We start from the raw sequence: 24,200 nt of genomic DNA on the forward strand, positions 1-24,200 counted from the left end.
TTGCTTCCACTGTTGAATCGCTTCCTCATCAATCCAGAATGTCAGTGAACCACGATTGATTAGGGCTTGGTTATATTGTTTCCAGTTAGTTGTTCTGTAGCGAGGCTTTGGCATTGCTCTAAGTATGTGAGTGAACTTAGATGATCTGATCGTAGCTTTAAGCATTAGTTCCCTGATTTAGGAAACAAAGCCGCGCTTTGGGTCAAAAATCCGGCAGCAGTACACTCTCTTTTCAAGCTGCTCAACGATGGGCAAGTCAATTGCCCGTTGGGTTAAAAAACACCGCCTCACAATCACCGAATAATAATACCCACGAGCAAGACGTCAAGGTGGTTGAGCAATTGCAACGTACCATGAACCTTGTTGATGTCACCGGTGACGGATTGGCGGAGCTATGTTACCGACAAGGAAACGATTTTGTTTGCCACCAGAATACAGGGCAAGGCTTTGATGCCGCTAAAACATGGTTAACGCTAGGACAAGACCATTTTAGAATCGATACCGGTAATGAGAATAACGTATCACAGGTTGAAGCGTCCATCATGCTGTCTGACCGAAACAGCGATGGATTGCCTGACTTGTGCTATATCGCTGGAGAGCGCGTTTATTGTGCTTATGGCAACGGTAAGCATTTTAATTCGCCGACCGTGTTAGCCACGTTAAATGCCGACCTTGATTTGCTTAAAGACAAGATGTCATTCTCTGGAAATTACATCAAAAAACTCTTTGGTATTAAAACCACGATTTACTCTATGGCTGTGAATAACGTTTACGGACCGTTCAAAAAAGGCGTCGACGCCAATGGAGATGGTTTAATCGGTGACTGTTATCGCTCTATCGATGGATTGACATGCCTCTCTTATGAGTTCGAGCCGCTGGCTTTACTTAAATCGGTGACGTCAGGGTTAGGTGTGAAAAGTGAGTTTGAGTATGGATTAACAGGAAATGCCTCTGTGTTCCAAGAGGCGCAAGCGCCTTCAGGGCTCATTGCACTTGAGCCAAACTTCAAAGTGGTCAAGGCACTTAAGCGCAGTAATGGCATAGGCGGTATGAACCGTACTGAGTACTTCTATAGAGGGTATCACGCTCACCCTGATAAGGGCCTGCTCGGATTTGGGGAAATACAAACCAAAGACTTAGCGAGCCACACTCTCACCTCCACCGTGACCGGCTACAGCAGTGATTGGACACCCTATGCTGAGCGTACACAAACGCGAATCAATAACCAAAAGATTGCTCAAAGTGAATTTGACTATCGTGAGGTGACGTCTCCTATCGCTGGGCAGTCTTGGCCACAAATGATTGAAAGCCGTCAATCAGCTTGGGATACATCAGGAAACCTTTTGACCCATACGGTTACGCAATATCAAGGTTACGATGCGCTTAATTTCCCCGATACCATCACACGAACGGTCGAGGATGGTAATGGTGAACGATTTGTTGAAAAAACGAGCACACGCTATCAGCATGATACGCAGCGTTGGTTAATCGGAAAACCTCGTGATGTATCTGTGACCAAATCCAATGGTCACGATTCTCAAACGAGAAATACGACCTTTTCTTATGATGCAAATACCAGGGCTTTGGTTAAGCAAACCGTCGAGCCTGGACATGCACTCTCGTTAACGACGCAATTTGACTACAATGCCAGCGGATTTCGCACCTTAGAGCGTACGACTGGCAGTGGTGAAACGCGTCAATCGACGACCCTGTACGATGCTTTAGGTCGAGTGACGAAACATACCAACGCCCTTGGTCACTTTGTCACGACCACTTATAACAACTCGTGTGGATTGCCCGACACCGTCACCGATGCGAATGGGTTGATGACCCGGTTTACTTATGACGATTATTGTCGAGAAATTAAGAAAACTTTGCCCGATGGTAACTGGGTTGAGCAAGTTTATGAATGGAGCGATGGCGCCGATGCCGGCCTAGACCAACACGGATTGACGCTGGGTGACCGCAGTGTCTTCATGGTGACCACGCAAACCTCTCAGGGCGGTTTATCGACCACGTATTTTGACAAGTTGGGGCGTGAAGTACGCACCAAGCAATTGAACGGTGATGGTAAGACCGTGATGGTTGATAAGGCTTACGATGTTAAAGGGCAGCTCGTTGGGGAAACTGTGCCTTATTTCGAGGGGTATTTTGCAGGGGATGCGACGTACTGGTTACAAACTACTTATGACGCGCTAGGTCGACCTACTGCTCAAACTCAACCAACGGAAGATGTCGGTGACCTTGTTGCGACCACTCGCTATCAAGGTTTAACCGCAACAATAACGGGCCCCGGTACATTTGAGAAGGTTGAGCAAACCAATGGTTTGGGACAAACGGTCCAAATCGTAGAAAATGGTCAGTCAACCCTACGTTATACCTATGATGCAGTCGGTAACCTCACACAAACCGATACCAATGGGCTGATAACGGAGCTGAGTTATGACCAGCTCGGTTATAAAACCAAGATGATTGACCCTGCGATGGGCACTTGGACGTATGGTCACAACGCGTGGGGGGAGCTGGTTTGGCAACAGAATGCGAAAGGACAGCGCACCACGTTCACTTATGATGCACTCGGTCGTAAAATCAATGAAACTCGCCCAGATGAAATCAATCAATGGCAGTATGACCAATCGTTGAAAGGCGGACTGGATGCCTCCAGCAGTGACAGTAGCCAACGTCGTTATACGTACGATGCGTTGGGACGCACTCAATCGATGACCCTATCCATTGATGGCTCAGAGTACACGACCTACTACGAGTACAATGAAGAAGGTCGTCTCAGTCGGGTGACTTTCCCGTCGGGGATGAACTTAGATAAAGATTACGATGTGAATGGTCTGCTTAAGCGAATGAGTATCCCTTATTCTGATATTTGGGATAGCCAATACCTGCAAATTGAGGAAGCGTTAAAAGCCACCTCAGAACGCATTGTTGAACTCGAGATGCAGGCTTATGAGCTTGAGAAAAGTGCGCAATTTTATATCGAAGAGTCTGAGCGTTTACGTCAAGCGGCAGCGCAGTTGTTTGCCAAAAGTAATAGTTACCAACATACCGCCAACAAACTCAGCGCCAGCGCGAGTTCGTTATTTCGAAGTGCCAATATTAATGCTAACCGCGCCGCGAGTTATCGTCGTAGCGCACAATATTACTGGCGAGCTTTTGGTAATCGAGTGTTCAGTAACTACAAAACACAAAATGGCTACGCGTATTACAAATATGACCGATGTACTAAGAAAGATTGGAAAGGAAATTGTAAAAAGAAAGAGTATTTTACCGCTAAAGTACCATTATGGATGGTTCAAACTCACCGCTGTACGACGTGGAAAGGCAATAAGTTTTGCTTCAATGGTGCTCAAGCCAGTATTAACTTAACGCAAGTTTATAATCAATGGGCAAACCACTATCAAGCGATTGCGAATCGTCAGCGTGCTCAGGCAAACCAAAAGCAGAGTCAGGCTAACCACTATCAAGCCGCCTCTGATAATGCAGAGCGTCGCGCGAATGAATTGATTGTGCAAGCTCAGCAAAATGCCGCGTTAGCCAGACAAGAAACCGATTTACTGTCTAACTTAACCGATGAACTCGATGATTTGGTGGTTGCGGAGGCAGAGCTTCAAGAGATAATGGACCAACGTCTAGACGATGATACGGCGGAAATTGTCTGGGTAGCGACCAGTCGTGATAACTTTGGACGAATTGGTGGGGAACTCTTTGGTAATGGAATGTTGACAAGGCGTGATATTGACCGCTCTCGCGGAACGGTTCAACGCATAACGACGGGAATGGGAGATAACTACCTTCGAGACATTCATTATACTTACGATGAGCGTGGTAACGTTCTGCGCAAAGTCAGTGCTGTCCGAAATCAACAAGAGTACTACCAGTACGATGATTTTGACCGTTTAACACAATGGCACTACAGCGATAACCGCAGCGTTGCTCAGGTCGAACGCGATTACCGTTATGATGTGTATGGAAACTTGACGTATAAAACCGGACAAGGCCAGTTTAATGTTAATGCCAACGGGCAATTGGTTGGCGATTACACGTATGATGCCAACGGCAATATGGTTTCAGGTCGCGGAAGAACCATCGCTTGGAACTCGTTTAACAAGGCCAAGCACATTAATGACAATGGCGCGGTTGCTCAGTATGAGTATGGCAGTGAGCGAGAGCGTGTAAAACAGACGTCTGATGGTGTCACAACCTACTACATCAGCCCTGAGTACCAGTTAGAGGTGTCGACCAACGCGGACGGTAAGGTTGTAACAGCGATGCGCCACCGATTTATGGCAGACAGTCAGGCGGTCGCTGAGCACGTGAAAACGTTAATTGGCAGTGAAAAGCAAATTGACCGAACCGCTTACTTCCATCGAGATGCGTTAGGGACGGCAGATTTAATCACCGACCCGAATGGGCAAGTGCAAATAGAACGTGGTTATACGCCGTTTGGTGAGCTTTTAGCGTCGGCAGAGTTACAAGCCACACCGATGTTTACCAACGCTGAGATGCGCGGTTTCACTGGGCATGAAAATGTCGGTAACAGCAGCGGTCTTATCAACATGAACGCTCGACTTTACGACCCAGCCATTGGTCGATTCTTGAGTGCGGACACGTTCGTACCAGAACCAAGCTTTAGCCAAAGTTACAACCGTTACGCGTACGTTTATAACAACCCGTTAAAATATACGGACCCGACGGGGCATTGGGTGTGGTGGGCCGCGGCCATGGCCTTTTTTGTGGTGAGTCAAACCTTTGAAAACCCGGCAATACAAATGGCAGGGATGGTGGTTGGCGCTATCGCGATGGGGTATGGAGCCGCTGGAGTTTTTGGAACAGAAACTATAGGAGCAGTGATGGCTTCAGGGGCTAGTACCTCTTTTACTACAACTTATATCACGACAGGTGACTTTGGTGACTCGATGCAAGCTGGCGTGTTAGGAGGGCTGTCTGCGGGTGTCACCTATGGGGTAGCTCATGGTGCTGCGGGTGGCACAAGTCCGTTTGGCGCCGCTCTGCCCGTCGCTCATGGTGTGGTGCAAGGCGGCTTCCATGAGCTGCAAGGTGGCAGCTTCAAGCAAGGCTTTATCAGTGGTGTCATTGGTAAGCTTGGCGGTGGCATTGTTCATGACGGTGATAAAACGCTGACGCTTCAGGAAGCTGGAGGTATGATAATTGTGTCGGGTATTGCGGCAGCTGCGAGCGGAGCGAATAGTCGAGATGCAGTGATGCGTTCTGCTATGAGTGTGATTACTATCTATCTTTATAACGAGATGGGCTGGGTAAATTACCGAGGACAGCGTATGTATCTGGATAAAGAAACATTTCAGAAAAATGCTGCAAATGCATATTTAGCGGAAGAAGCTGGACAGCCAATGTCTGATTATCTTGAAACTACAGCTGAAGAAACCGCTCAAATCGGCGCGAATGTTTTATCTACGATGTCGATTGGGGTTGGTGCATTGAACCCTGTTGCGGGGGGGTACTTGGCAACGGCTGCATGGGGTTTAGACTCCAGTTGGCCTAATTTTATTGGTATGATGATTGGTCCTGCAGGAAAGGCTGCTGGAATGATAGATGATACCGTGTATTTTGGGGCTCCGGTTATCAAGCAAACTGTAGAAAATGTAGGGACAATTAACGATGCCGCGTCAGTCGGTTGTAATACGGTGGTGAGATGTGACTAACAGAGATGATAAATGGGATGTAACTGCTATATGTAGTGTGCTTTGGTGTGGAGTAGGGATTCTTTTTTTTAAAGGTGATTATCTTTTGGCTGCTCTCGGAAGTGTTGTCTATACGATTACGATCATATTCGCACCAGTGCTGAGGCCTGTACGCAATAAATATCCGTACTTCACTTTGTGTATAGCTGTATCGTTTTTATATTTCTTTGGGATTGTATATTTATTCCAGTTAGTCGGTTTAAATAACCTATGGCGGACATTAGCAATGTTTCCTTTAATGTGCTTGGGCTACTGGTTTGGTACACGTAAAGTACGACCTATTTTGAAGGAGAATAAAAGTGGGTCATTTTAAGAAATTATACTGTGCGCTGATGTTAACGTTACTTGTAGGTTGCGGTGGAGGAAGCGGCGGCGGTAGCTCTTCCTCTGCAAACTCAGAGGATACTGTCACTCGTTACAGTAGTGATTATGCAGCTTCTGATTTACGAGTGTTCTTTGCATTATCGGTAACAAGCCCATCCGAGGCTGAAATCGAAGGATATGTTCAAGATAGTTCGTTTAACTATGTTGCAATTAATGGCGGTGACCAGCTAGTTGCTGAAGTTGATAGCCTAAACTTCTCGTTAGCTGAAACATCGGCGGAAGGAGGTGTTTACTATTATGGTGGAGATGTTTCAGCAAGCGCCTCAGAGTACATTGTAAAGTTATTGAGAGGGGATGTTGTTCAAAGTTCACTGGCAGTGAATGAACTACCGTTACCCTTTACATTAACGACAAGCTTTGCAGGCGAAGTGATAGATGTATCATGGGCTCCTGAGGCAGACCATACATACTCTTACCTAGTGGAAACGCTAACTTGTAAAAATAGTATTGAGACCAATATCAGAACTGTGTCACCAGATATTAACGCTGGTGAGCATCTACTTAATTCAGGCTCTTACAATAAGAGCTTGAGTGAAGTGTTTGGTCAAACGCAAGCACAGTTAACTCAAGGTTTTGATAGCTGTATATTTGAGATGGATATTATAGCGAGCAAGGACTCGTTACCATCGCAAACCAATGGACAGTTAACTTTTGATGTTGTTCAAAAAAGAAAGCTCATAATAGAGCTTTAGCCTTGTTATAGATAACCTGTCTAGTAATCTAGCGCCTTTCTCTTTGTTGAATTATTTAACAGGAGAGAGGCGTTATTGTTTGAATAAAAACTCACCCCAAGGTTTGATTTATTCCCGTGCTAGTCTGGCCTTGAAGCTAATACTCTAAATCATAATTGTCCAAGAATGAGTTACGATTTCAACAAGTCGGCTTGTACGATCTAGTCGTGACTAACAAGCCGATGTGTAAGATCTAATATGAGTTACTACAGTTTAAGTGAACGCTGCAATAACCCTCTGCTTAAATTGACCTAATCTCAGCTCATCCAAAGCTAAAGTGAGTCCTGCATTATTTGAATTCATCATATCTGAAGTTTCTCCCCAACTAAGTAAGCTTGGTTGGGGTCGATTAGATTGAACGCTTTCCGATACAGTGCTTGACTGCAGGCGTATTTCATCAACACCACTCGGTACGTTGTTATCTTGTTTAATGTACATGCAGCTATCAGGAATATCCTGCTCAATTCTTTCAGCAAACCCAATCAAACTTTCTTCGGCAAAGGTATACAACCAGGCTTCTTGATTGGGTGAATCATTAACTCTCAATATCCTTCCAAGGACTTGTCTAAAGTAAAGCTCCGTTTTTACCGAACTCATATGACAGCAAACCTGCAGCCTTGGAATATCCGTTCCTTCACTTATCATCCCAACACTGACTATCCACTGAACGCTTGAATGACGAAAAGATTCAATTTCATTTAACGGATTATCGTGATGATAAGTCACTATGCATGCTGATTGATTAAAGTGCTCAACAAGTCGCTTTTGAATGTCTTTAGCGTACTTAATAGAAGAGGCGACCACCAAGCCTCCAGCACTTGGGGACTCTTGCCTTATCTGCTCTAACTTTTGGCAACCGCTATTTAGTATGTAATTCATAGCGTCTTCGTTGTGAATGACGCTTTGGTAAGAGACATCGGATTGTTTAAGGCAATCAAGAATAGAGGCGAAGTGTTGATTGTCACTGCCAGCCTTAACGCTCAGGTGTTCATTATCGATTAAAACGATTTTAGGGCGGCGGCATACCTTATCTTCAACTGCCTGTTGCAAGCCGTATTGATAATCGCAAACAACCTTACCATCAGGGTCGGAATACTCAGCCATGACGATCGGTAGTCGGTCAGAACGCCAAGGCGTGCCCGACAGCGCCAGAGTGTAACGAGCAAAGCCTTGGATCTTAGAAACAATTTCTAGCCCCCATGAATTTGACCGCCCCTCGTCATCAAACGAACAATGGTGGATCTCATCAAATATGACTAAAACTCGATATTTGCTGACGGTGTACCAAAAGTTTTCATCCAAAAAACGGATTGATTGGTAGGTGTAAGAGCCTCCAAGAGAACCCAAACCTCCATTAAAGGAACATTCGAGCTTCCATGAAAAGGTCTTTTGCATCCCTTCAGCAACAGTCAGAGAGGGCGAGAAGCACAGCACTAAGTCAATCATGCCTATTTCAAATAACCGACTCGCAACCTCGGCGGCCATAACGGTTTTACCCGCTCCAGGAGTCGCTTGGCAGAAGAAGTGTGAATGCTTGTTTGAAGTGAATTTCTCGACAGCTTGATCTGCACACTCGGCTTGCCATGCTCTTAACATTGAGGAGCCTTACTTTGGGCGACTTGCATCCAGTTGGTTAGTGCATTAATTCTGCCTAATAGCTTGGCTGAGCGTTCTCTTGCTGCATTAAATAGCGGCTGCATATCTTGCTTGTTGTTTGGGAAACGCGCTAACAACGATTGGTATTCCTCAATCTCGCCTAGAGTAATCGCCAGCTCACCTTCATGCTGTTTCTTCTCTCGCTCTAGTGCATTTAGAGAGCACTCTGGAATTTGAATATCCGTTGAGTCGACCTTAGCTTTCCTATTTCGACCCGATCTAGGCTCAATTGTGAGCGCTTTGAATTCGTTAGTTTGATGGTAGCGTTTGTCTCTGCGAACCCCAATAACAGAAAGCCAGCCTTTCTCCTCAAAAGATAGAAGTTGCTTATAAACATACTTTCGAGCGTCGTCCTTACTCGAGAAGGTTGAAGCACTGTTTAGCAAAGCATCCCTAGCGTCTGTGACGGAGAAATTATCCATCCCTTTCTCAATCAATAGGTTAAACATGTGAGGGTTAATTCTGGTTACTTTCTTCATGTGACTCTTACAGGCAATAAAAACTTAGGATTGCTAAGTATACAAAAATCAGTAAAACTTAGACAATCTAAGTTATCTAAAGGTTGAAAAGAAATGTGTAAGTGCAAAAAGACAACCCCATCCCTGCGAGGCTCAAAGCTGCGCGTAAAAAAGCCAAGATCACCCAAAAAGATTTAGGGGTGAAAATTGGTATGGAGCAGAGTTCTGCTAGCGGTCGTATGAATCATTACGAGAAAGGCAGGCATGTACCTGATATTGGTACGCTTGAACGTATGGCTGAAGAGTTAGATGTGCCGCTAAACTACTTTTTCTGTAGGAGCGAATTGAGCGCTGAGCTAGCGTGCGCCATTGATAAAATGAGTGATGAAGAGAAGGCGGTGTTGCTGGAAAAACTAGCGTCTCAATGATTTGGTTATCAACATCGCAGTTTTATACTTTCAGGCTACTTGTACTTAGCAACGTACTCAGCGGTAATGCATCTGTAAATCGGGGGGCGAGAATCCTATCCTCTGCTGTAATCGCTCTCATATTGTACGCTGAACCTTTATCTATTTGCTCTAACATCACCTGTTCTAATGAACATTCAAATGGGTTCTCCAAATAGGAGAATTTCAGTATAAATGTCCTAGATAGTACTTCTTTGTTCAACGTACTTTTGTTCTCTTTAAAGCTCATTATCATGGCATCTTTCAAAAAGTGCTTGAGCCTTCGACACTCTCCACGACACATTGAAAACAAGGGATATAGAATTTCATTCTTAGTCAGTATTGGCGTTGGCTCGTAGCCCATTCTAGAGGCTAGTCCAGCCACAAATCTAGCAAAGTGTTTCTTTTGTTTAGCATCAATACTGTATTGAGTGTTGGTATTTTTCGCGTCACTTTCAACCTGAAGCAATTTAAAATAGTTGATTTCTCTGCGCCAACTCAATCGAGAGTTCCACTGCGGCTTCTTCGCGATAACATCAGCATAAGGCATTCCAACCAATACAAAGGATACACCGGCTTCCTCACTGATATATTTAAATGTATTAGCGATGGTTTGTCTTTCATCCGCAGTCGAAAACTCCACAAGCTCTTGAATCTCATTAACAATAATGAGCTCGACAGATTTACGTTTTAACTGAGTTACCACTCCTTCAGCAAGTGCAATTTCATTTCTCTTTCGTACTGAACGTCCTCCTGATTTTGAGTCCAGATCAACGAGAAATTGAGTCAGAGTATTTTGTTCATTTACTCGACTAGGAATTCGGGTACTTAGGACTGTTTGCTTGGACCAACTCGTTCCTGTATTGAAGCGTGAAAGGTAGTTATTGATCAAAGCGGTTTTTCCACTTCCCGATTCGCCTGTTAATAGGAATGACTCAGGTTCACCGCCTAGTAATTGATTAAAGCGAAGTTGGTCAAATATCGAATAGATCTCCGTAATTTCGGGGTACTCAATAAAACAATTATCGTAGGCTTTCAATTGTTCACACTGCATGGAAGTAAAATTCACGATTAGTAGCCCTCTATCTCTTCAAGATCATCATCGTCCAATGATAGTTGAGTACTAACAACGTTTAATGCTGAATTACTGCTTTCATTTTTTCTAACGATTGAGCCAGGTCCTTCCGTGCCAACATCTCTGTATTTTGCAATCTTAGAAGTGTTCCCTGTTTTAGGTTGGGTGAGCTTTTTGTTTTTAGAACTACGCATTCTCTCAGCTTCCCCTTCAATAAGAGCTTCCATATAGAGATAGGTATCGGCTAAAGACTCTTCATTGACGAGGCTTCGGGTATTCAACCTGCGCACTCTTTGAATTCGCTCATGTTCGAACAACGAAAGTCCATTGGTATACCCACTGTTATCAACCGCTGGGACTTTTATGTATTTCTTTTCTGATTCAAGAAAAACGTAGATAGCGCTTATGTCCGACGGATCGGTTTTTGTCCTGACGAAGAGTTTCCCTTGTGAATTAACCGAATTGTATTTTCGATACTCTATGAGCTCATCCGATTGATAGCATAAATTGTGCAACCTTATCCCAGCGATCCCTATCGTCCGGTGCCTTAACAACCCCAACTCAATACGTAACTCGGCCGCAGCTTGTCCTTGGTAGAAATTTGGAAGCCATTTCGATTCATTCCACTTATGATAAGGAACATTCCTTTCTCGACTATCAGAGTCCATGTGATAGCGGTCGATAACCCATTTATGTATTAACTCCATAAATACAGAAACTCTAACGGAAGACTCTTTTTTAGGATCGTAATCTTTAAGCTGAGTGGGATTTGTGAATGTTTTTCCAGGCAGAGCGTTAACCAACCCCTTGTTTAGTTGATCAAATAACTTTTCTATACCGGTCTTTCTCCACGGTTTGGCAGCTTGGCTGTATTGAATATCCGACACCAAAGGTCTCAAAGAGTCCTCTAGGCTATCACTCCAAAACTCGGCACCATTATCAACGACCAGATAGTCTATTTTTCCATGACATGGCCAATCATTTGTTATTGAGGGATATTTTTCGCTTACCCAGCGCTTGTCTAGCAAAGTACTTAATAGTGCTTTTCTGACGGAATCAAAACTAGGCTCTCTAAAGTTAACGCTGAAGCCGACGATGCACTTACTAAACCTGTCATAGAGCATGGTTAGATATGGGCGACCTAATGGAATATCCAATTCATCATCAATCAGTATGACAGGGACTGGAGTATGGTCAATTTCAACGTACTCCATCGGTTTCGTCGCCTCTATTTGCTGGCCTACGGAACGAAACTCTCTATCTGCATATCGCTTTCCATACCTTTCCACTGCAACATCATAGGGTGGTAAACTATTCACTCTGTCATAAAATGCTCTTTGGCTAATTCGCTTGATTTTGCCTTCGACTATTTCTTGATTGGCTTTAATTACTCGGCTTTTGTAATAGCGGTAAGCCTCTGCAACGCTTAAACGCTCTTTAGTCAGGTATTTTTTTTCAATAGCTTCATCAATGAGCGACTGTGAATCTGTATGAACGGTTCTATTTCCTTTTTGGGCGTGTTTAGGAATGAGCGAAAGAACGGCTCTCCCTGATTCAAAATACATTTTCTTCCAGCCGGCAAGAACTCGCCAACTCGGTGGAGATAGCCCTAGCTCTTGTTCAACCTGATTTAAAATCGGTACAAGATTTTTTTCTGTCCACCCACCTTTTAGACGTTTTTCAGTAAATTGAATGACTTTAAGACGTCGTAATACTTCTTGTTGAGTTTTTACAGGATAGGTATCAATGGAAGGGAGATACGATTTATCTTCTTCAAATAAATCACTCGGTATTTGGGTTACTAATTCCGCTTCGTTGGCAGAAGCTTCCATTTCATCAATGAAACCAAAAACGTCATCAAAATCTGACGTCATACCTAACACCAAACGTAGCTATTCAAACCAAAATCAGAGCTTCTAATATCAGTATTAACTCTCCCTGACGATAGCCAACAGAGTGTTGATATCAGAGTTTCATGCTCAGACAGTCCTAAGTGGTCGGAGATTTCGCGTAATTGTACTTTCTGTCTACGTTGTATAAATCCGAGAACAGACTTTTGCGCTTTAGTGATGGTATGCAAACCAGAGTAACGATGTAACAGCTTTAAGTTACTAAATATTGGGTCAATACGAATTTGTTTCTCTGTCACTAAAACAAGGCGTTTTCCTTGTTCTTCTAGTGCTACTCGCTGTTTTTCAGCAAATCGGAGCCTGAAGTCTGGTTTTAAAATCTGGCTTGAGTGCTTAATCTCAATAAGAGTAGATTGGTCGTTATGATTATCGGCTAAAAAATCTGGCGTATAACGACACTTGCGACCATTAAAGTAGTAATAAAAACCGTGTGGTTGAGATATGTACCCTTTAACATCAGGGTTATATTCGAGATGGAAACAAAAATCGAACTCTAAAACAGAGAGAGTGCGAACAACAGCATCATTTTTCAAGCTCATGAACTTGCAGATGTTGTGAACGTGAGAGGATTTTTTGGTTTGGTCAAACATAGTGCGCATCACTTTTGTTGTAAACCTACAACAAAAAATAGACTATGCTGACTTATAGTGCAAATTTGCTAACTTCTTTGCAATTTATGCTAAGTTAGTTTGCAAACATCATAAAGGGTGGGAACCCAGCCACATCCCGGCACACAAGTCACTCGCTGCGGCTGCTCCCTTCCAGGCCTGACCGAGTTCACGAGCTATTGTTGCGGGAGGACCAGGCCCCCATAGATTCGTTTTCTAAGAGGCTTGCCTCAAAGAGTGATTGGATTATTAAGCATCACAGCAACCATTGCAAGCCCTTCCACCCTATTTTTGAACAATTGCGGTCTAAGTGCTTATCCTTTATTCAAACCACTAGAAAATCGCAGGTAAATTCACCATTTACCTGCATTTGGAAGGTTTGGATTGCTGGAGTACTAGATATCGATGTCTTCGTTATCTTCTGTGCGAATGATGTAGTCTGTCATCCACGCGGTGCCTAATAGACACAACCATACTACAAAGACTGGACTAGGTACTTCGATACTTGGGGTAATCACCAAAGCCGCAAAACCGACCGTTGGCAGTGTCCAACATAATAGTTTATTCCAGCGGAACGTTTTCAAGCGCGTCAGCGTTTCCATTGATGCCATGATGCCCGTTATACACAAGGCCACCAAAGCAGCATAAGGTAAATCGGCTATCCATAATGGAAGTATTAAGCCTAATGACCACCAGCTGTGTCGGCTAGCAGTCTTAAGATGATTTGCCGCCCACCAAATTACGATGATAGATAAGGTTTGAAGTGCGGTAACCCACGGGACGCCTTCAAGCTTGCCTGCTGATTGCGTGACCATGATTCCGACCTGCAACGTAGTCACGATCAAGCCAGAAATAATTACGACCGACAAACTACTGCGTCTTGAGAAGACCACCATCAATAGCGGGAACAGTACCCACGCACTGACAGACAGCGTGATAGGCTGCAAAGGAAGGGTTAGACCATAAGTGGTCATGGCAGCAAGCAAAGCTAATCCTGCTATGCCTCCCTGCGGTAAAATCCATAAGGCAGGAATGACCATTGCAAGCACCGGGATATCTCCCTCACTTAAACTGATTGCTCTCGCGCAAACAACCGCTAATAATGTGGTGATCAAGAACTGAAACGTTGTAAATACCATAGCCCTCTCCTTCTACCGATCCGTGGTACCATACCAATCGTAGTAATTAACTGGTCACCCTAGCTTGTTAAAAAACTCGATAACCTCGTTAGATTTTTTGATTGGAGAATAACTACTTATCAAAAAAAATCTGCCTTGCTCTCAAGCTTTTTCCCTGCGCTATTTTTGAACACTTACTTACTGTGATTGGTATTTATGAACTAGGAACATTTAGTATGGACCAATTTTTAAGCCAAATCTTTGCTGTGATTCACCAAATTCCATATGGGAAAGTAACAACTTATGGAGACATAGCACGTTTTTCAGGATTTCCGGGCTATGCGCGCCATGTTGGTAAAGCGCTGGGTAACCTGCCAGAAGGTAGCAAACTGCCTTGGTATCGAGTGATAAACAGCAAGGGTGAAATATCTTTAAAGGCTGATTCGTTCGACAGACAAAAGCAGCATTTGGTTAAAGAAGGGGTTGAGGTGAGTGATGCAGGAAAAGTTAAACTCAGAATATACAAATGGCAGCCCTAGAGCTGCCACTAATCGTCAATTCAACTGGCTAAGTTAAGCCAATCAAGATGCCTTAACAGTGGCATCGATTTCTGATTAACGAACACCAACCAAACGTAGGTCTGCTTGCTGTGTATTTTCTACATCAGTAATTACTGACTTAATCGTGTCCGTTATGAAACGCAGTTTACCGTCAACATGAATCGATGCGCGCATGTTGTAACGGTGGTTAGCTTTAATTTTGTCGTTGTCGTAGCTCAGCTCGAATGCGAACGGTACTTGCTTACCGTCTGTGGTGAACTCTTGAGTTGCGATAACCGTCGATGGTGCATCAGCCAGTGAGATATCTTCTAGCGTAACGGTAACCACTGCATTCTCTGGCAATGCAATTCTTTCACGGTAGCTTACTGTTCCTGAAATCACTTGAGTGTTCTCTGCAACCACTTCTTGAGAAGCGCTCGTTTCTGATGTTGCTTGGCAACCAACAAGTAGGCCAAACGATACTAAAGACGTAATAAGAATTAGAGCCTTTTTCATATTCAATTTCTCTCAACATGTTTGCCGGACTCGGCAAATCTACTCACCAATTATAAGAGAGCTTTCATATTCTGTCTTGAAACCCTATGATTTATTGACAGATATCTGACTAAGCTAAATGATTAACACCATAATCTGACACCCATTTTACGAAGAGGAATGCTGGCGATGAGTCAACCTTTACAAGAATTACTAAGTTTACTTCAGCTAGAAAAACTGGAAGAAGGTTTATTCCGTGGGCAAAGTGAGAACCTAGGCCTACCACAGGTATACGGCGGTCAGGTATTGGGACAAGCGCTTTCTGCTGCTCGTTATACCGTTCAAGACGACCGTAGTGTTCACTCGTTCCACAGTTATTTTCTGTTTCCCGGCGATCCTGAAAAGCCAATCATTTACGATGTTGAGAACCTACGAGATGGACGCAGCTTTAGCACACGCCGTGTAAAAGCGATTCAAAATGGCCGCCCTATTTTCTATCTCACTGCTTCTTATCATGGCGATGCGCCAGGGTTTGAGCACCAGATTTCAATGCCTGATATTCCGGGACCAGAGAACTTTGCCTCAGAAACTGAATTAGCGAGCCACATTGCGGAATTCTTACCAGAGAAACTGCGCAAAACCTTCTGTGGCGAAAAGCCGATTGAGATGCGTCCGGTGACGGTGGTAAACCCACTGAAACCTAAGAAGACGGAAGCGAAACAATACCTTTGGGTAAGAGCGAATGGCGCGATGCCAGACAACCACTTGATCCACCAATACCTGCTTGCCTACGCATCGGATTGGGGATTCTTAGTGACGGCGCTTCACCCACATGAAGTCTCTATCATGACGCCAAATTTTCAAGTGGCGACGATTGACCACTCAATCTGGTTCCACCGCCCATTCAAAATGGACGAATGGCTGCTTTATGCGATTGAAAGCCCAACGGCAGCGAACACTCGTGGCCTAGTGCGCGGCGAAATTTTTAATCAGAAAGGTGAGCTCGTAGCGACAGCCGTGCAAGAAGGTGTGATGCGTTTTACTAAATAGCGCTCAAATAAATAGCGAATAAACGCTTTTTATAAGCCCAAAATATGTACGAGAAAACAAAAAGAGAGGCTAGGTTTAATACCTAGCCTCTCTTTTTTATAACACTAACGAAAATCCGTCACTTAAGAGTGACTAAAATCTATTCTGCTTCTAGCGTAGGTTCAAACTCGCTTTGTACTCGCGTTTTGATGCCATCTCCGGCATCTCGTAGAAGGTTAAATGGTGATAGCACCACACCTTTCACAGCGCCTTCTGCAGCGTCCTGAGCCAAAGCTTGACTCTTATCTGCCAGCAAATTAGCTTGCACCAAAATATTCGGCACTTCCGCTCTTAGCATTTCAGATTCAGTAACAACAGCGGGGATAGTTTGCTCGCGGTACGATTTACTTTCAGCGAGCATCGGTGGCATCACATCCACACGGTATCGTTTCAGCTCAGTCAATGCTGGTGGGATGACATCGGTTCTGACCTGCTCGACTTCCGTTCGGACATTTTTTACTTCATCTAATATCGCAGGGATTTTTTTGTCGACCGATGAAACGGTTTGATTCACGTCATCTATCGTTTTTCTGACTTCTTCGACTGTGTTCAAAACTTGAGGAGCAAGCTCGCTGACATGTTCAGCAAACGCTAGCAGCTCTTCCACTTTTAGCCCTTTGGTGAGACCGGATAAATCTTCGATAACCTGCGGATAAGTATCGACGATCTCCCCTACTTTATTAGTAAACGAATAGATGGTGTAGCCCAAGTAAAAAATGGCGACCGCCAATACCAGCTGGATAGCGGTAGATACTTTTGCAAACATGAATAATCCTTTTCTTTATCGCAAAGGCGATATCTAAACTGAGAAGATAGTTAAACTGAAACGATAGGTAGCCTAAGATTAGGTTGAGCTTAAAGCGGCAATGCTGTTGTGTACTTCAATGGTTCCATCGCAAATGTCGAGGTCACATTAGAGATACCGTCAATGCTATTCACCAAGCGCTTGTAGAAATCATCAAAGCACTTCATGTCTTTAACCTGAACCTTCATCATATAGTCATATTCGCCAGCCATACGATAAAACTCCATCACTTCTGGAAACTCCGACACAGTATTCACAAAACGACCATACCACTCGTGAGAATGATCACTGGTTTTAATCAATACGAACGCGGTAAAAGAAAGATCGAGCTTTTCTGGGTTCAGCAGCGCGACTCTTTTCTCAATAATGCCGTTCTCTTCGAGGCGCTTAAGCCTTTTCCAGCAAGGCGTTGTGGTGAGATTGACCGCTTCAGAAATGTCATTCAATGACAGGGTGCTGTCTTCTTGCAGTAATCCTAATATTTTTTTATCTACGGCATCTATCACACTTTCACCAAATCGCATTTAAAGAGAATTATTTTCTACAATTTAAGCAAAACAAAGCAAATATGGCAAAGTTTTTCTCTCTGATTGTAGCTAAATTAGAACCATACCAATTACAAAGAATTCCTACACTCGATCAGGAGAACGCTTATGTGCACTGACCATCAATGGATTAACAACGCGATTCGTAAAATTGAAGCGGACTACCAACGCTCAGCGGATACGCACCTTATCAAGCTCGAACTACCAAGTATCGAAGGCATTGATGTTTACCTTAAAGATGAAAGCACACACCCAACGGGCTCTTTGAAGCACCGCTTAGCGCGTTCTCTGTTCTTATACGCTATCTGTAATGGCTGGGTTGGCCCAGAAACGACGATCATTGAATCTTCATCAGGCAGCACAGCCGTGTCTGAGGCTTACTTTGCTCGCCTACTAGGTCTTCCGTTTATCGCAGTGATGCCAAAGTGCACAGCGAAGAAGAAAATTGAGCAGATTGAATTCTACGGAGGCCAAGCGCATCTTGTTGACCGCTCAGATGAAATTTATGATGAGTCTCGCCGTTTAGCAGAAGAGCTGAATGGCCATTACATGGACCAATTTACTTACGCTGAGCGCGCAACCGACTGGCGCGGTAACAACAACATCGCGAACTCAATTTTCAATCAAATGCAGATGGAAGATCACCCAGTTCCAGCTTGGGTAGTAATGAGCCCAGGTACTGGCGGTACTTCTGCAACTATCGGCCGCTTCATTCGCTACCAACAGCATGAAACTAAGCTTTGTGTTGTCGACCCTGAAAACTCTGTATTCCACGAATACTTCCAAACAGGCAATGCGAACGTGAAAGGCAATACATTCAGCAAGATTGAAGGTATTGGTCGCCCACGAGCAGAGCCAAGCTTCATTCCTGGTGTGGTTGACGAAATGCGAAAAATCCCAGACGCAGCAAGTATCGCAACGACACATTGGTTATCTGAAATTCTTGGCCGCAAGGTTGGCGCATCAACCGGTACTAACATGTACGGTGTGCTTCAGTTAGCCAGTGAAATGAAAGCTCGTGGAGAAAAAGGTTCTATCGTGACTTTGCTATGTGATAGCGGTGAACGTTACCTAGACACTTACTTCAATGACGAGTGGGTAAATCTGAATATCGGTGACCTACAACCTTATGCAGCGAAGCTAGAAGCTTTCTCGCAAACAGGTGAGCTGGCTTAAATACAGAGCAAGCACCGACTCCAAACTAAAAAGAGCCTTGATGGGCTCTTTTTGTTTATTCATTCTATTAATCAACCACCAACGAGAACAAATTACTCTGGCTTCTGCTTCGCTTCAAACGCCGCTAGTTGCTCAGGTGTCGCTTTTGGTTGGTGGTTTTGTTTCCACTCATCGTAAGTCATGCCATATACGCGCTCACGAGCGTCATCGATATCCAAGTCTAGGCCTTGTTGCTCAGCTTCCGCTTTATACCACTTGCTGAAACAGTTACGGCAGAAGCCAGCCAAGATCATAAGGTCGATGTTCTGCACATCCTTATTATTGTCTAAGTGTGCTAGCAGACGACGAAAGGTTGCTGCATCTAGCTTATCTTGTTCTTCTTGAGAAAGATCTTTGTATTTAAATTCAGCCACTTTACTTTCCTTTATTCGATTTATTGTATTAATTCGTTGAGCTCTGTTTGTTATACAAAAAAAGCCTGCAATTCGCTAGGAGCAAACGCAGGCTTTTCAATATTGTTACACTATTGCATGTTCATTAGCCGTGCGTGTTCATTAACCGTGACTGCTTCTTCCCACGTTGTCATGGCTCAGCTCTTTATTTAGAACCGCTTCCACATGACCTGGAGAACGTGTTGAGCCAGAAATCAGTCGATACATCGCAGGGATTACGAACAGAGTAACCAAAGTTGCAAAGCCCATACCGAAGAAGATAACCGTACCCACTGCCACTCGGCTTTCATAGCCTGCGCCTGTTGAAGTAATCAATGGGATTGCACCGGCTAGTGTGGTGAACGCCGTCATCAAGATTGGACGTAAACGTCGAGCCGAAGCATCAATGATCGCCTTTTCAAACTCAATGCCACGGTCACGAAGTTGGTTAGCAAACTCTACGATCAAGATACCGTTTTTGGTCACCATACCGATCAACATGATCATACCAATCTGGCTGTAGACATTGAGCCCTTGATTCATCAACACCAAACCTAAGAAGCCACCAAAGATACCCATAGGTACAGTGAACATCACCACCAGCGGGTTAATGAAGCTTTCAAACTGCGCGGCCAGTACCAAGTACGCGACCAGCATCGCTAGCGCAAATACCACTAAGATACTTGATTGGTTCTCTTTAAAGTCTTTTGACTCGCCAGAGTAACTCACTGAAATATCGCCCGGTAGCTGTTCAATCGCTTGTTCATCAAGGAAATCAAGTGCGTCACCCAGCGTGTAGCCTTCCATTAGGTTCGCTTTGATGGTCACCGATTTCTGCTTGTTGTAGTGCGACAAACGAATCGAGGATGCCACTTCTTCAATGTGCGTCAACGTATCGAGTGTAACCAGCTCACCAGACTGAGTTCGCATGTAGATTTGGCTCAAGTCATTAGCATTATTAAAGCTGTTCTCATCACCACGAAGGTATACGTCATACTCTTCACCACGGTCAACGAAAGTGGTTTCACTACGGCCGCCAAGCATGATCTCTAACGTATCTGAAATATCCGAAACGCTAACGCCTAGCTCGGCTGCACGTTGTTTATCTACGGTTACCAATAACTCTGGTGTTTTCTCAGAGTAATCGATGTCCGCACCTTCCATCATTGGAGAGTCTTCAGCCGCTTGCTTTAACAGTTCGCCCCATTTCTGAAGCTCAGAGTAATCAGAGCCACCCAGTACGAATTGAACAGGCTCACTTGAACCACCTTTGAAGCCCGGCATAAATGGGAATACACGTACATCAGGAATACCATTTAAAGATTTACGTACTTCGTTCAACGCTTCCTGAGCGGTTTCATCACGTTCATCCCAATCTTCCAGGATCATGATAACGAAGCCCGTTTGGTCGCCCGCATTACCACCAAACGCTGGTGATTGAATACTAAATGACTTCAAGAAACCTTGACCAAGCAGCGGCATTAGGCGCTCTTCAACGATGTCCATATTGGCAGACATACGGTTGTAACTGGTTGCATCAGCACCACGAACAAACGCAAAGATAACACCACGGTCTTCTTGTGGCGTCAGTTGCGACGGCACTTGTTGCATCAAGCCATAACTACCGCCCATACACGCGATAATGATGATTGGAGCGGCCCAACGCCAGTTAAGAGCACGGCGCAATACCGCGCGGTATCCAGACTCAAGCTTGCCAAATACGCGCTCGACAAACAAATTGAAACGGTTTGGTTTAACGTTCGCTTTAAGGATCTTACTGCCTAGCACTGGCGTTAGCGTTAATGCGACTAGCGACGAGAAGATCACCGACATCGCAAGCAATACAGAAAACTCGGTAAACAATAGGCCAACCATGCCGTCCATGAACGAGATTGGTAGGAATACCATTACCAATACAAGCGTTGTTGCGATTACCGCGAAGCCTACTTCACGAGTACCTTTATAGGCAGCAAGCAGCGGTGACTCACCACGTTCGATATGGTGGAAAATGTTCTCAACCACCACGATCGCATCATCGACCACCAAACCAATCGACAGGATAAGTGCCATCAGGGTAATCAGGTTGATGGAGAAACCGAAGTAGTACGCGGCAATAAACGACGAGATCAGAGATACAGGTACGGTTACCGCTGGAATAAGTGTTGCACGTGCTTGACCAATAAAGATGTAAAGCACAAGGATAACCAAGCCACCCGTGATAAAGAGTGTGCTGTATACCTCTGAGATTGAACGGTCAATAAAGACTGTTGAGTCATAATCGACAGCTAAACGAGTACCGTCTGGCAAGAACTTTTGAATTGCTTCGACTTCTTTATGGACTAAATCAGCCACCTCAAGTGGGTTCGCATCTGACTGAGGCACGATACCCATGCTTACGTTAACAACGCCGTCACTCTTAAAGGTCGAGTTCTCGTTTTCTGCGCCAATGTAAACATCCGCTACGTCTTTCAAGTAGATAGGTGTGTTATCAGAGGCACGTTTAACGACTAGATATTCGAAATCTTCCGCTTCAGTGTAAGAACGAGCAGTACGAACCGACATCACAATCGCATCGTTACGTACTTCACCACCTGGGCTTTCAATGTTCTCACTGTTCAGAGCAGAAGTGATGTCCGAGGTAGTAACGCCACGACCCGCCATCTGCGCAGGTTTCAGCTTCACGTACATTACTTTGTACAAGCCACCTGAGATATCCACCGAGCTCACGCCAGAAATCAAACTAAAGCGGTCAATCAACACACGTTCGGTGTAGTCGGTTAACTGCGTTCGGTCCATCTCCGTCGAACTTAAGTTGATGTAGACCGAAGCTTCACCACTACCATTGTTCTTATAAACAATTGGGTCGTCGGCTTCATCTGGCAATGAACGCTGCGCACGAGCTACAGCATCACGAACATCACTCACACCGGTATTGAGGTCGTAACCAAGCTCAAAAGTAATCGTGATACGCGACATACCGTTACGCGTTGTGGATTCGATCTCATCGATACCACTGATGCCGGATAACTGGTCTTCAAGGTTGGAGGTTATTTGGCTTTCAATGATGGTGGCAGACGCACCCTCATAACGAGTACTGATCGATACTACCGGGCTTTCAATATCTGGCATCTCACGAACCGCGAGCTTATTGAAAGAGACAATACCAAACACAACCAATAGTAGGCTCAATACGACGGCCGCTACTGGTCTCTTTACAGAAACATCAGATAACAACATTAGTTAGCGCCTTCTTGTGCTTTTTTATCACTTGCTGCATCAGCTGGGCGATTAACGGCAAGCTCTTGAACCAAGACGCCGTCACGCATGTTCACGATACCTTGCACCACGATCTTCTGGCCAATTTCGATGCCTTTGTCGATCACGACTTCGTTATCGATACGTGCCCCAAGGAAAACTTCTGTACGAGTTGCTTTATTATCTTCGTCGATAACATAAACGAAACGCTTCGTACCTGAATACTCAAGCGCTTGAACTGGAATGATTGGCGCTTCCACTGGTGGGAAGTCCATATCCGCCGCCACTAACATACCTGGCTTTAGATAATCATTATTGTTGTCGAAGTGGATTCGAACTCGAAGGTTCAAGGTTTCAGCGTTAATACGAGAATCAATGCCTACTACAGTACCAGTGAACTGAGTGTCGCCCCATGCGCTAGTGCGAGCCGTTACTTTCATACCTTTAGACAGTTTAGAAAGGTAGCGCTCCGGGATCTGCAGATCTAATTGCATTACCGATAGGTCATCTAAGGTCACGAGTTCAGTACCTGCAGTCACCATTTTACCGCGGCTAAAGTCGATAAAACCAACAGTGCCCGAGAATGGCGCGCTGATGTGAAGATCTTTCAGATTGGCATTTGCAGCAGCTAAACGAGCGTTGGCGATCTCTACATTGGTTTTCTGAGCGTCAATTTCAGTTTGCGTGATCGCGTTACGTTTCACTAGGCGTTGAAATTCCGCTAGCTTACGTTTCTCGTCTTTTAAATACGCTTGCGCTTCTGCAACTGCTGCTTTTGCTTTGTCGTCATCTAATTGAACCAACATCTGCCCTTTGGTGACATCTTGATTGGCTTTGATGTTGATAGAGTCAACTCTGCCCGCTACTTCAGAGGTAATGATCACAGATTGTTCTGCTTCTAACTTACCTACCAAAGAAAGAGATTGGCTAACTTGGTGAATATCAACTTGCTCAGTAACAACAGTGACAGTGCTAGGGCCCATGCGTTTAGCTAGTGCGGCTGGAGACGCCATAAGAATAGACAAGCTAAGCAGGGTTAAAACAGATTTATGCTTCATAATAATGGTCTGCAAGTAAGGTTTATACCAATCACAGTGAGTAAGTGGTCAGAAATAGCGTAGGGAAAAGGCTTGAGAACAAGGTAGCTCTTTTCAACAGATAGTTTCGATAAGTAGTTATTCTACAATCAAAATTTCTGACGCTGTTCTCGAGCATTTTAACAGGCTAGGATGACATGTTATTTACTACGATTGGTATTAATATCTATAAATGAAATTAACCGTATTCTATCAACTGATGAATGCTGTAACGTCAAGAAGTGTAAATCTAGATTAAATTCCATTTACGTTTCTTGGCGAATTGCACAAACCAAACACAATGTAGAAAGCGAGTTACCTCAAGGTGTTACCTATCACTACGTAAACCTTAGTATAGATGTTCACTTCCCGAGCAATATGCGTACTTTTCGCCATCTTTGCCCAAAAAGGCAGCATTCAACACAAAACCATAAGAAAAACTCTTTACAGGTTTAACGTGTTTGCTATGATGCGCTCCGCACTTGAGAGATGCGTTGGGAAAAACATCTCTTTAGCCTATCCATTATGAGTTAGGAAAAAACACCCTGGAGGGGTTCCCGAGTGGCCAAAGGGAGCAGACTGTAAATCTGCCGGCACTGCCTTCGATGGTTCGAATCCGTCTCCCTCCACCATATTCTTCTTACCTCTTTTAAGAGTTAAGAGAACAACCT

The 24,200-nt window shown here is 44.4% G+C and carries 18 protein-coding genes, 1 tRNA gene, 1 other RNA gene and 1 pseudogene; 7 read left to right on the forward strand and 14 right to left on the reverse strand.

The window, feature by feature from the left end:
• Nucleotides 1–114: pseudogene (locus AB4185_RS21295) on the reverse strand (IS5/IS1182 family transposase); the annotation flags it as partial.
• Between the two features lie 83 nt (nucleotides 115–197).
• Here AB4185_RS21295 and AB4185_RS21300 point away from each other — a divergent pair.
• Together AB4185_RS21300 and AB4185_RS21305 are read left to right on the forward strand one after the other, a co-directional pair.
• Nucleotides 198–5,693 carry an RHS repeat-associated core domain-containing protein gene (locus tag AB4185_RS21300; protein ID WP_372135899.1) on the forward strand — a complete coding sequence of 1,832 codons (5,496 nt, stop codon included), beginning with the start codon at nucleotides 198–200 and terminating at the stop codon, nucleotides 5,691–5,693.
• Between the two features lie 338 nt (nucleotides 5,694–6,031).
• Complete coding sequence (locus AB4185_RS21305) at nucleotides 6,032–6,808, forward strand: hypothetical protein (protein ID WP_102333415.1); 777 nt, start codon at nucleotides 6,032–6,034, stop codon at nucleotides 6,806–6,808.
• 252 nt (nucleotides 6,809–7,060) lie between these two features.
• Here AB4185_RS21305 and AB4185_RS21310 read toward each other — a convergent pair whose 3' ends face one another.
• Together AB4185_RS21310 and AB4185_RS21315 are read right to left on the reverse strand one after the other, a co-directional pair.
• The gene (locus AB4185_RS21310) at nucleotides 7,061–8,443 is read right to left on the reverse strand and encodes a DEAD/DEAH box helicase (protein ID WP_372135900.1); all 1,383 of its coding nucleotides are present in this window, start codon (nucleotides 8,441–8,443) and stop codon (nucleotides 7,061–7,063) included.
• Nucleotides 8,437–8,982 (reverse strand): hypothetical protein, encoded by a 546-nt coding sequence (locus AB4185_RS21315; protein WP_017064061.1) that lies wholly within the window; start codon nucleotides 8,980–8,982, stop codon nucleotides 8,437–8,439. Before AB4185_RS21315 ends, AB4185_RS21310 begins: the two co-directional genes overlap by 7 nt.
• A gap of 101 nt (nucleotides 8,983–9,083) precedes the next feature.
• On the opposite strand from AB4185_RS21315, the gene AB4185_RS21320 reads away from it, so the two are divergent.
• On the forward strand, nucleotides 9,084–9,389 hold the full coding sequence (locus tag AB4185_RS21320; RefSeq protein ID WP_102333418.1) for a helix-turn-helix domain-containing protein: 306 nt from the start codon (nucleotides 9,084–9,086) through the stop codon (nucleotides 9,387–9,389).
• Between the two features lie 22 nt (nucleotides 9,390–9,411).
• Here AB4185_RS21320 and AB4185_RS21325 read toward each other — a convergent pair whose 3' ends face one another.
• The 5 genes from AB4185_RS21325 to AB4185_RS21345 all read right to left on the reverse strand — a co-directional run bounded on the left by AB4185_RS21325 (nucleotide 9,412) and on the right by AB4185_RS21345 (nucleotide 14,139).
• Nucleotides 9,412–10,461, reverse strand: coding sequence for a TniB family NTP-binding protein (locus AB4185_RS21325; RefSeq protein ID WP_372135904.1), 1,050 nt, complete (start codon nucleotides 10,459–10,461; stop codon nucleotides 9,412–9,414).
• 17 nt (nucleotides 10,462–10,478) lie between these two features.
• Nucleotides 10,479–12,356 carry a Mu transposase C-terminal domain-containing protein gene (locus AB4185_RS21330; protein ID WP_372135901.1) on the reverse strand — a complete coding sequence of 626 codons (1,878 nt, stop codon included), beginning with the start codon at nucleotides 12,354–12,356 and terminating at the stop codon, nucleotides 10,479–10,481.
• A gap of 2 nt (nucleotides 12,357–12,358) precedes the next feature.
• Complete coding sequence (locus AB4185_RS21335; RefSeq protein ID WP_102333420.1) at nucleotides 12,359–12,982, reverse strand: TnsA endonuclease N-terminal domain-containing protein; 624 nt, start codon at nucleotides 12,980–12,982, stop codon at nucleotides 12,359–12,361.
• 120 nt (nucleotides 12,983–13,102) lie between these two features.
• An RNA gene (gene ffs / locus AB4185_RS21340) (signal recognition particle sRNA small type) lies at nucleotides 13,103–13,199 on the reverse strand.
• A 196-nt stretch (nucleotides 13,200–13,395) separates the two neighbouring features.
• Nucleotides 13,396–14,139 carry a hypothetical protein gene (locus AB4185_RS21345; RefSeq protein ID WP_372135902.1) on the reverse strand — a complete coding sequence of 248 codons (744 nt, stop codon included), beginning with the start codon at nucleotides 14,137–14,139 and terminating at the stop codon, nucleotides 13,396–13,398.
• A gap of 215 nt (nucleotides 14,140–14,354) precedes the next feature.
• Here AB4185_RS21345 and AB4185_RS21350 point away from each other — a divergent pair, with 215 nt between their 5' ends.
• On the forward strand, nucleotides 14,355–14,657 hold the full coding sequence (locus AB4185_RS21350; RefSeq protein ID WP_017058952.1) for an MGMT family protein: 303 nt from the start codon (nucleotides 14,355–14,357) through the stop codon (nucleotides 14,655–14,657).
• Nucleotides 14,658–14,732: 75 nt separating this feature from the next.
• Here AB4185_RS21350 and AB4185_RS21355 read toward each other — a convergent pair whose 3' ends face one another.
• Nucleotides 14,733–15,173 carry a YbaY family lipoprotein gene (locus AB4185_RS21355; protein WP_017058951.1) on the reverse strand — a complete coding sequence of 147 codons (441 nt, stop codon included), beginning with the start codon at nucleotides 15,171–15,173 and terminating at the stop codon, nucleotides 14,733–14,735.
• A gap of 168 nt (nucleotides 15,174–15,341) precedes the next feature.
• On the opposite strand from AB4185_RS21355, the gene tesB reads away from it, so the two are divergent.
• Nucleotides 15,342–16,202 carry an acyl-CoA thioesterase II gene (tesB, locus tag AB4185_RS21360; RefSeq protein ID WP_029235187.1) on the forward strand — a complete coding sequence of 287 codons (861 nt, stop codon included), beginning with the start codon at nucleotides 15,342–15,344 and terminating at the stop codon, nucleotides 16,200–16,202.
• 139 nt (nucleotides 16,203–16,341) lie between these two features.
• On the opposite strand, the gene AB4185_RS21365 is transcribed toward tesB, so the two are convergent.
• Entirely contained in the window at nucleotides 16,342–17,007 is a 666-nt protein-coding gene (locus tag AB4185_RS21365; protein ID WP_372135903.1) for a hypothetical protein, read from the reverse strand.
• A gap of 89 nt (nucleotides 17,008–17,096) precedes the next feature.
• The gene (locus AB4185_RS21370; RefSeq protein ID WP_017078855.1) at nucleotides 17,097–17,570 is read right to left on the reverse strand and encodes an Lrp/AsnC family transcriptional regulator; all 474 of its coding nucleotides are present in this window, start codon (nucleotides 17,568–17,570) and stop codon (nucleotides 17,097–17,099) included.
• 129 nt (nucleotides 17,571–17,699) lie between these two features.
• Between AB4185_RS21370 and AB4185_RS21375 the strand changes: the two genes are divergently transcribed.
• Entirely contained in the window at nucleotides 17,700–18,767 is a 1,068-nt protein-coding gene (locus tag AB4185_RS21375) for a PLP-dependent cysteine synthase family protein (protein ID WP_368084662.1), read from the forward strand.
• Nucleotides 18,768–18,859: 92 nt separating this feature from the next.
• Here AB4185_RS21375 and AB4185_RS21380 read toward each other — a convergent pair whose 3' ends face one another.
• From AB4185_RS21380 to AB4185_RS21390, 3 genes are all read right to left on the reverse strand, one after another.
• Nucleotides 18,860–19,180 (reverse strand): DUF1244 domain-containing protein, encoded by a 321-nt coding sequence (locus AB4185_RS21380; protein WP_004736423.1) that lies wholly within the window; start codon nucleotides 19,178–19,180, stop codon nucleotides 18,860–18,862.
• Between the two features lie 141 nt (nucleotides 19,181–19,321).
• Complete coding sequence (gene vexH, locus AB4185_RS21385) at nucleotides 19,322–22,435, reverse strand: vibriobactin export RND transporter permease subunit VexH (protein WP_372102723.1); 3,114 nt, start codon at nucleotides 22,433–22,435, stop codon at nucleotides 19,322–19,324.
• Nucleotides 22,435–23,511 (reverse strand): efflux RND transporter periplasmic adaptor subunit, encoded by a 1,077-nt coding sequence (locus tag AB4185_RS21390; RefSeq protein WP_372058631.1) that lies wholly within the window; start codon nucleotides 23,509–23,511, stop codon nucleotides 22,435–22,437. Before AB4185_RS21390 ends, vexH begins: the two co-directional genes overlap by 1 nt.
• 565 nt (nucleotides 23,512–24,076) lie before the next feature.
• On the opposite strand from AB4185_RS21390, the gene AB4185_RS21395 reads away from it, so the two are divergent.
• A tRNA-Tyr gene (locus AB4185_RS21395) sits at nucleotides 24,077–24,161 on the forward strand.
• The last annotated feature ends 39 nt before the right edge of the window (nucleotides 24,162–24,200 follow it).

The sequence above is a fragment of the Vibrio sp. 10N.286.48.F5 genome, assembly GCF_041469785.1.
Lineage (GTDB): Bacteria > Pseudomonadota > Gammaproteobacteria > Enterobacterales > Vibrionaceae > Vibrio > Vibrio crassostreae_C.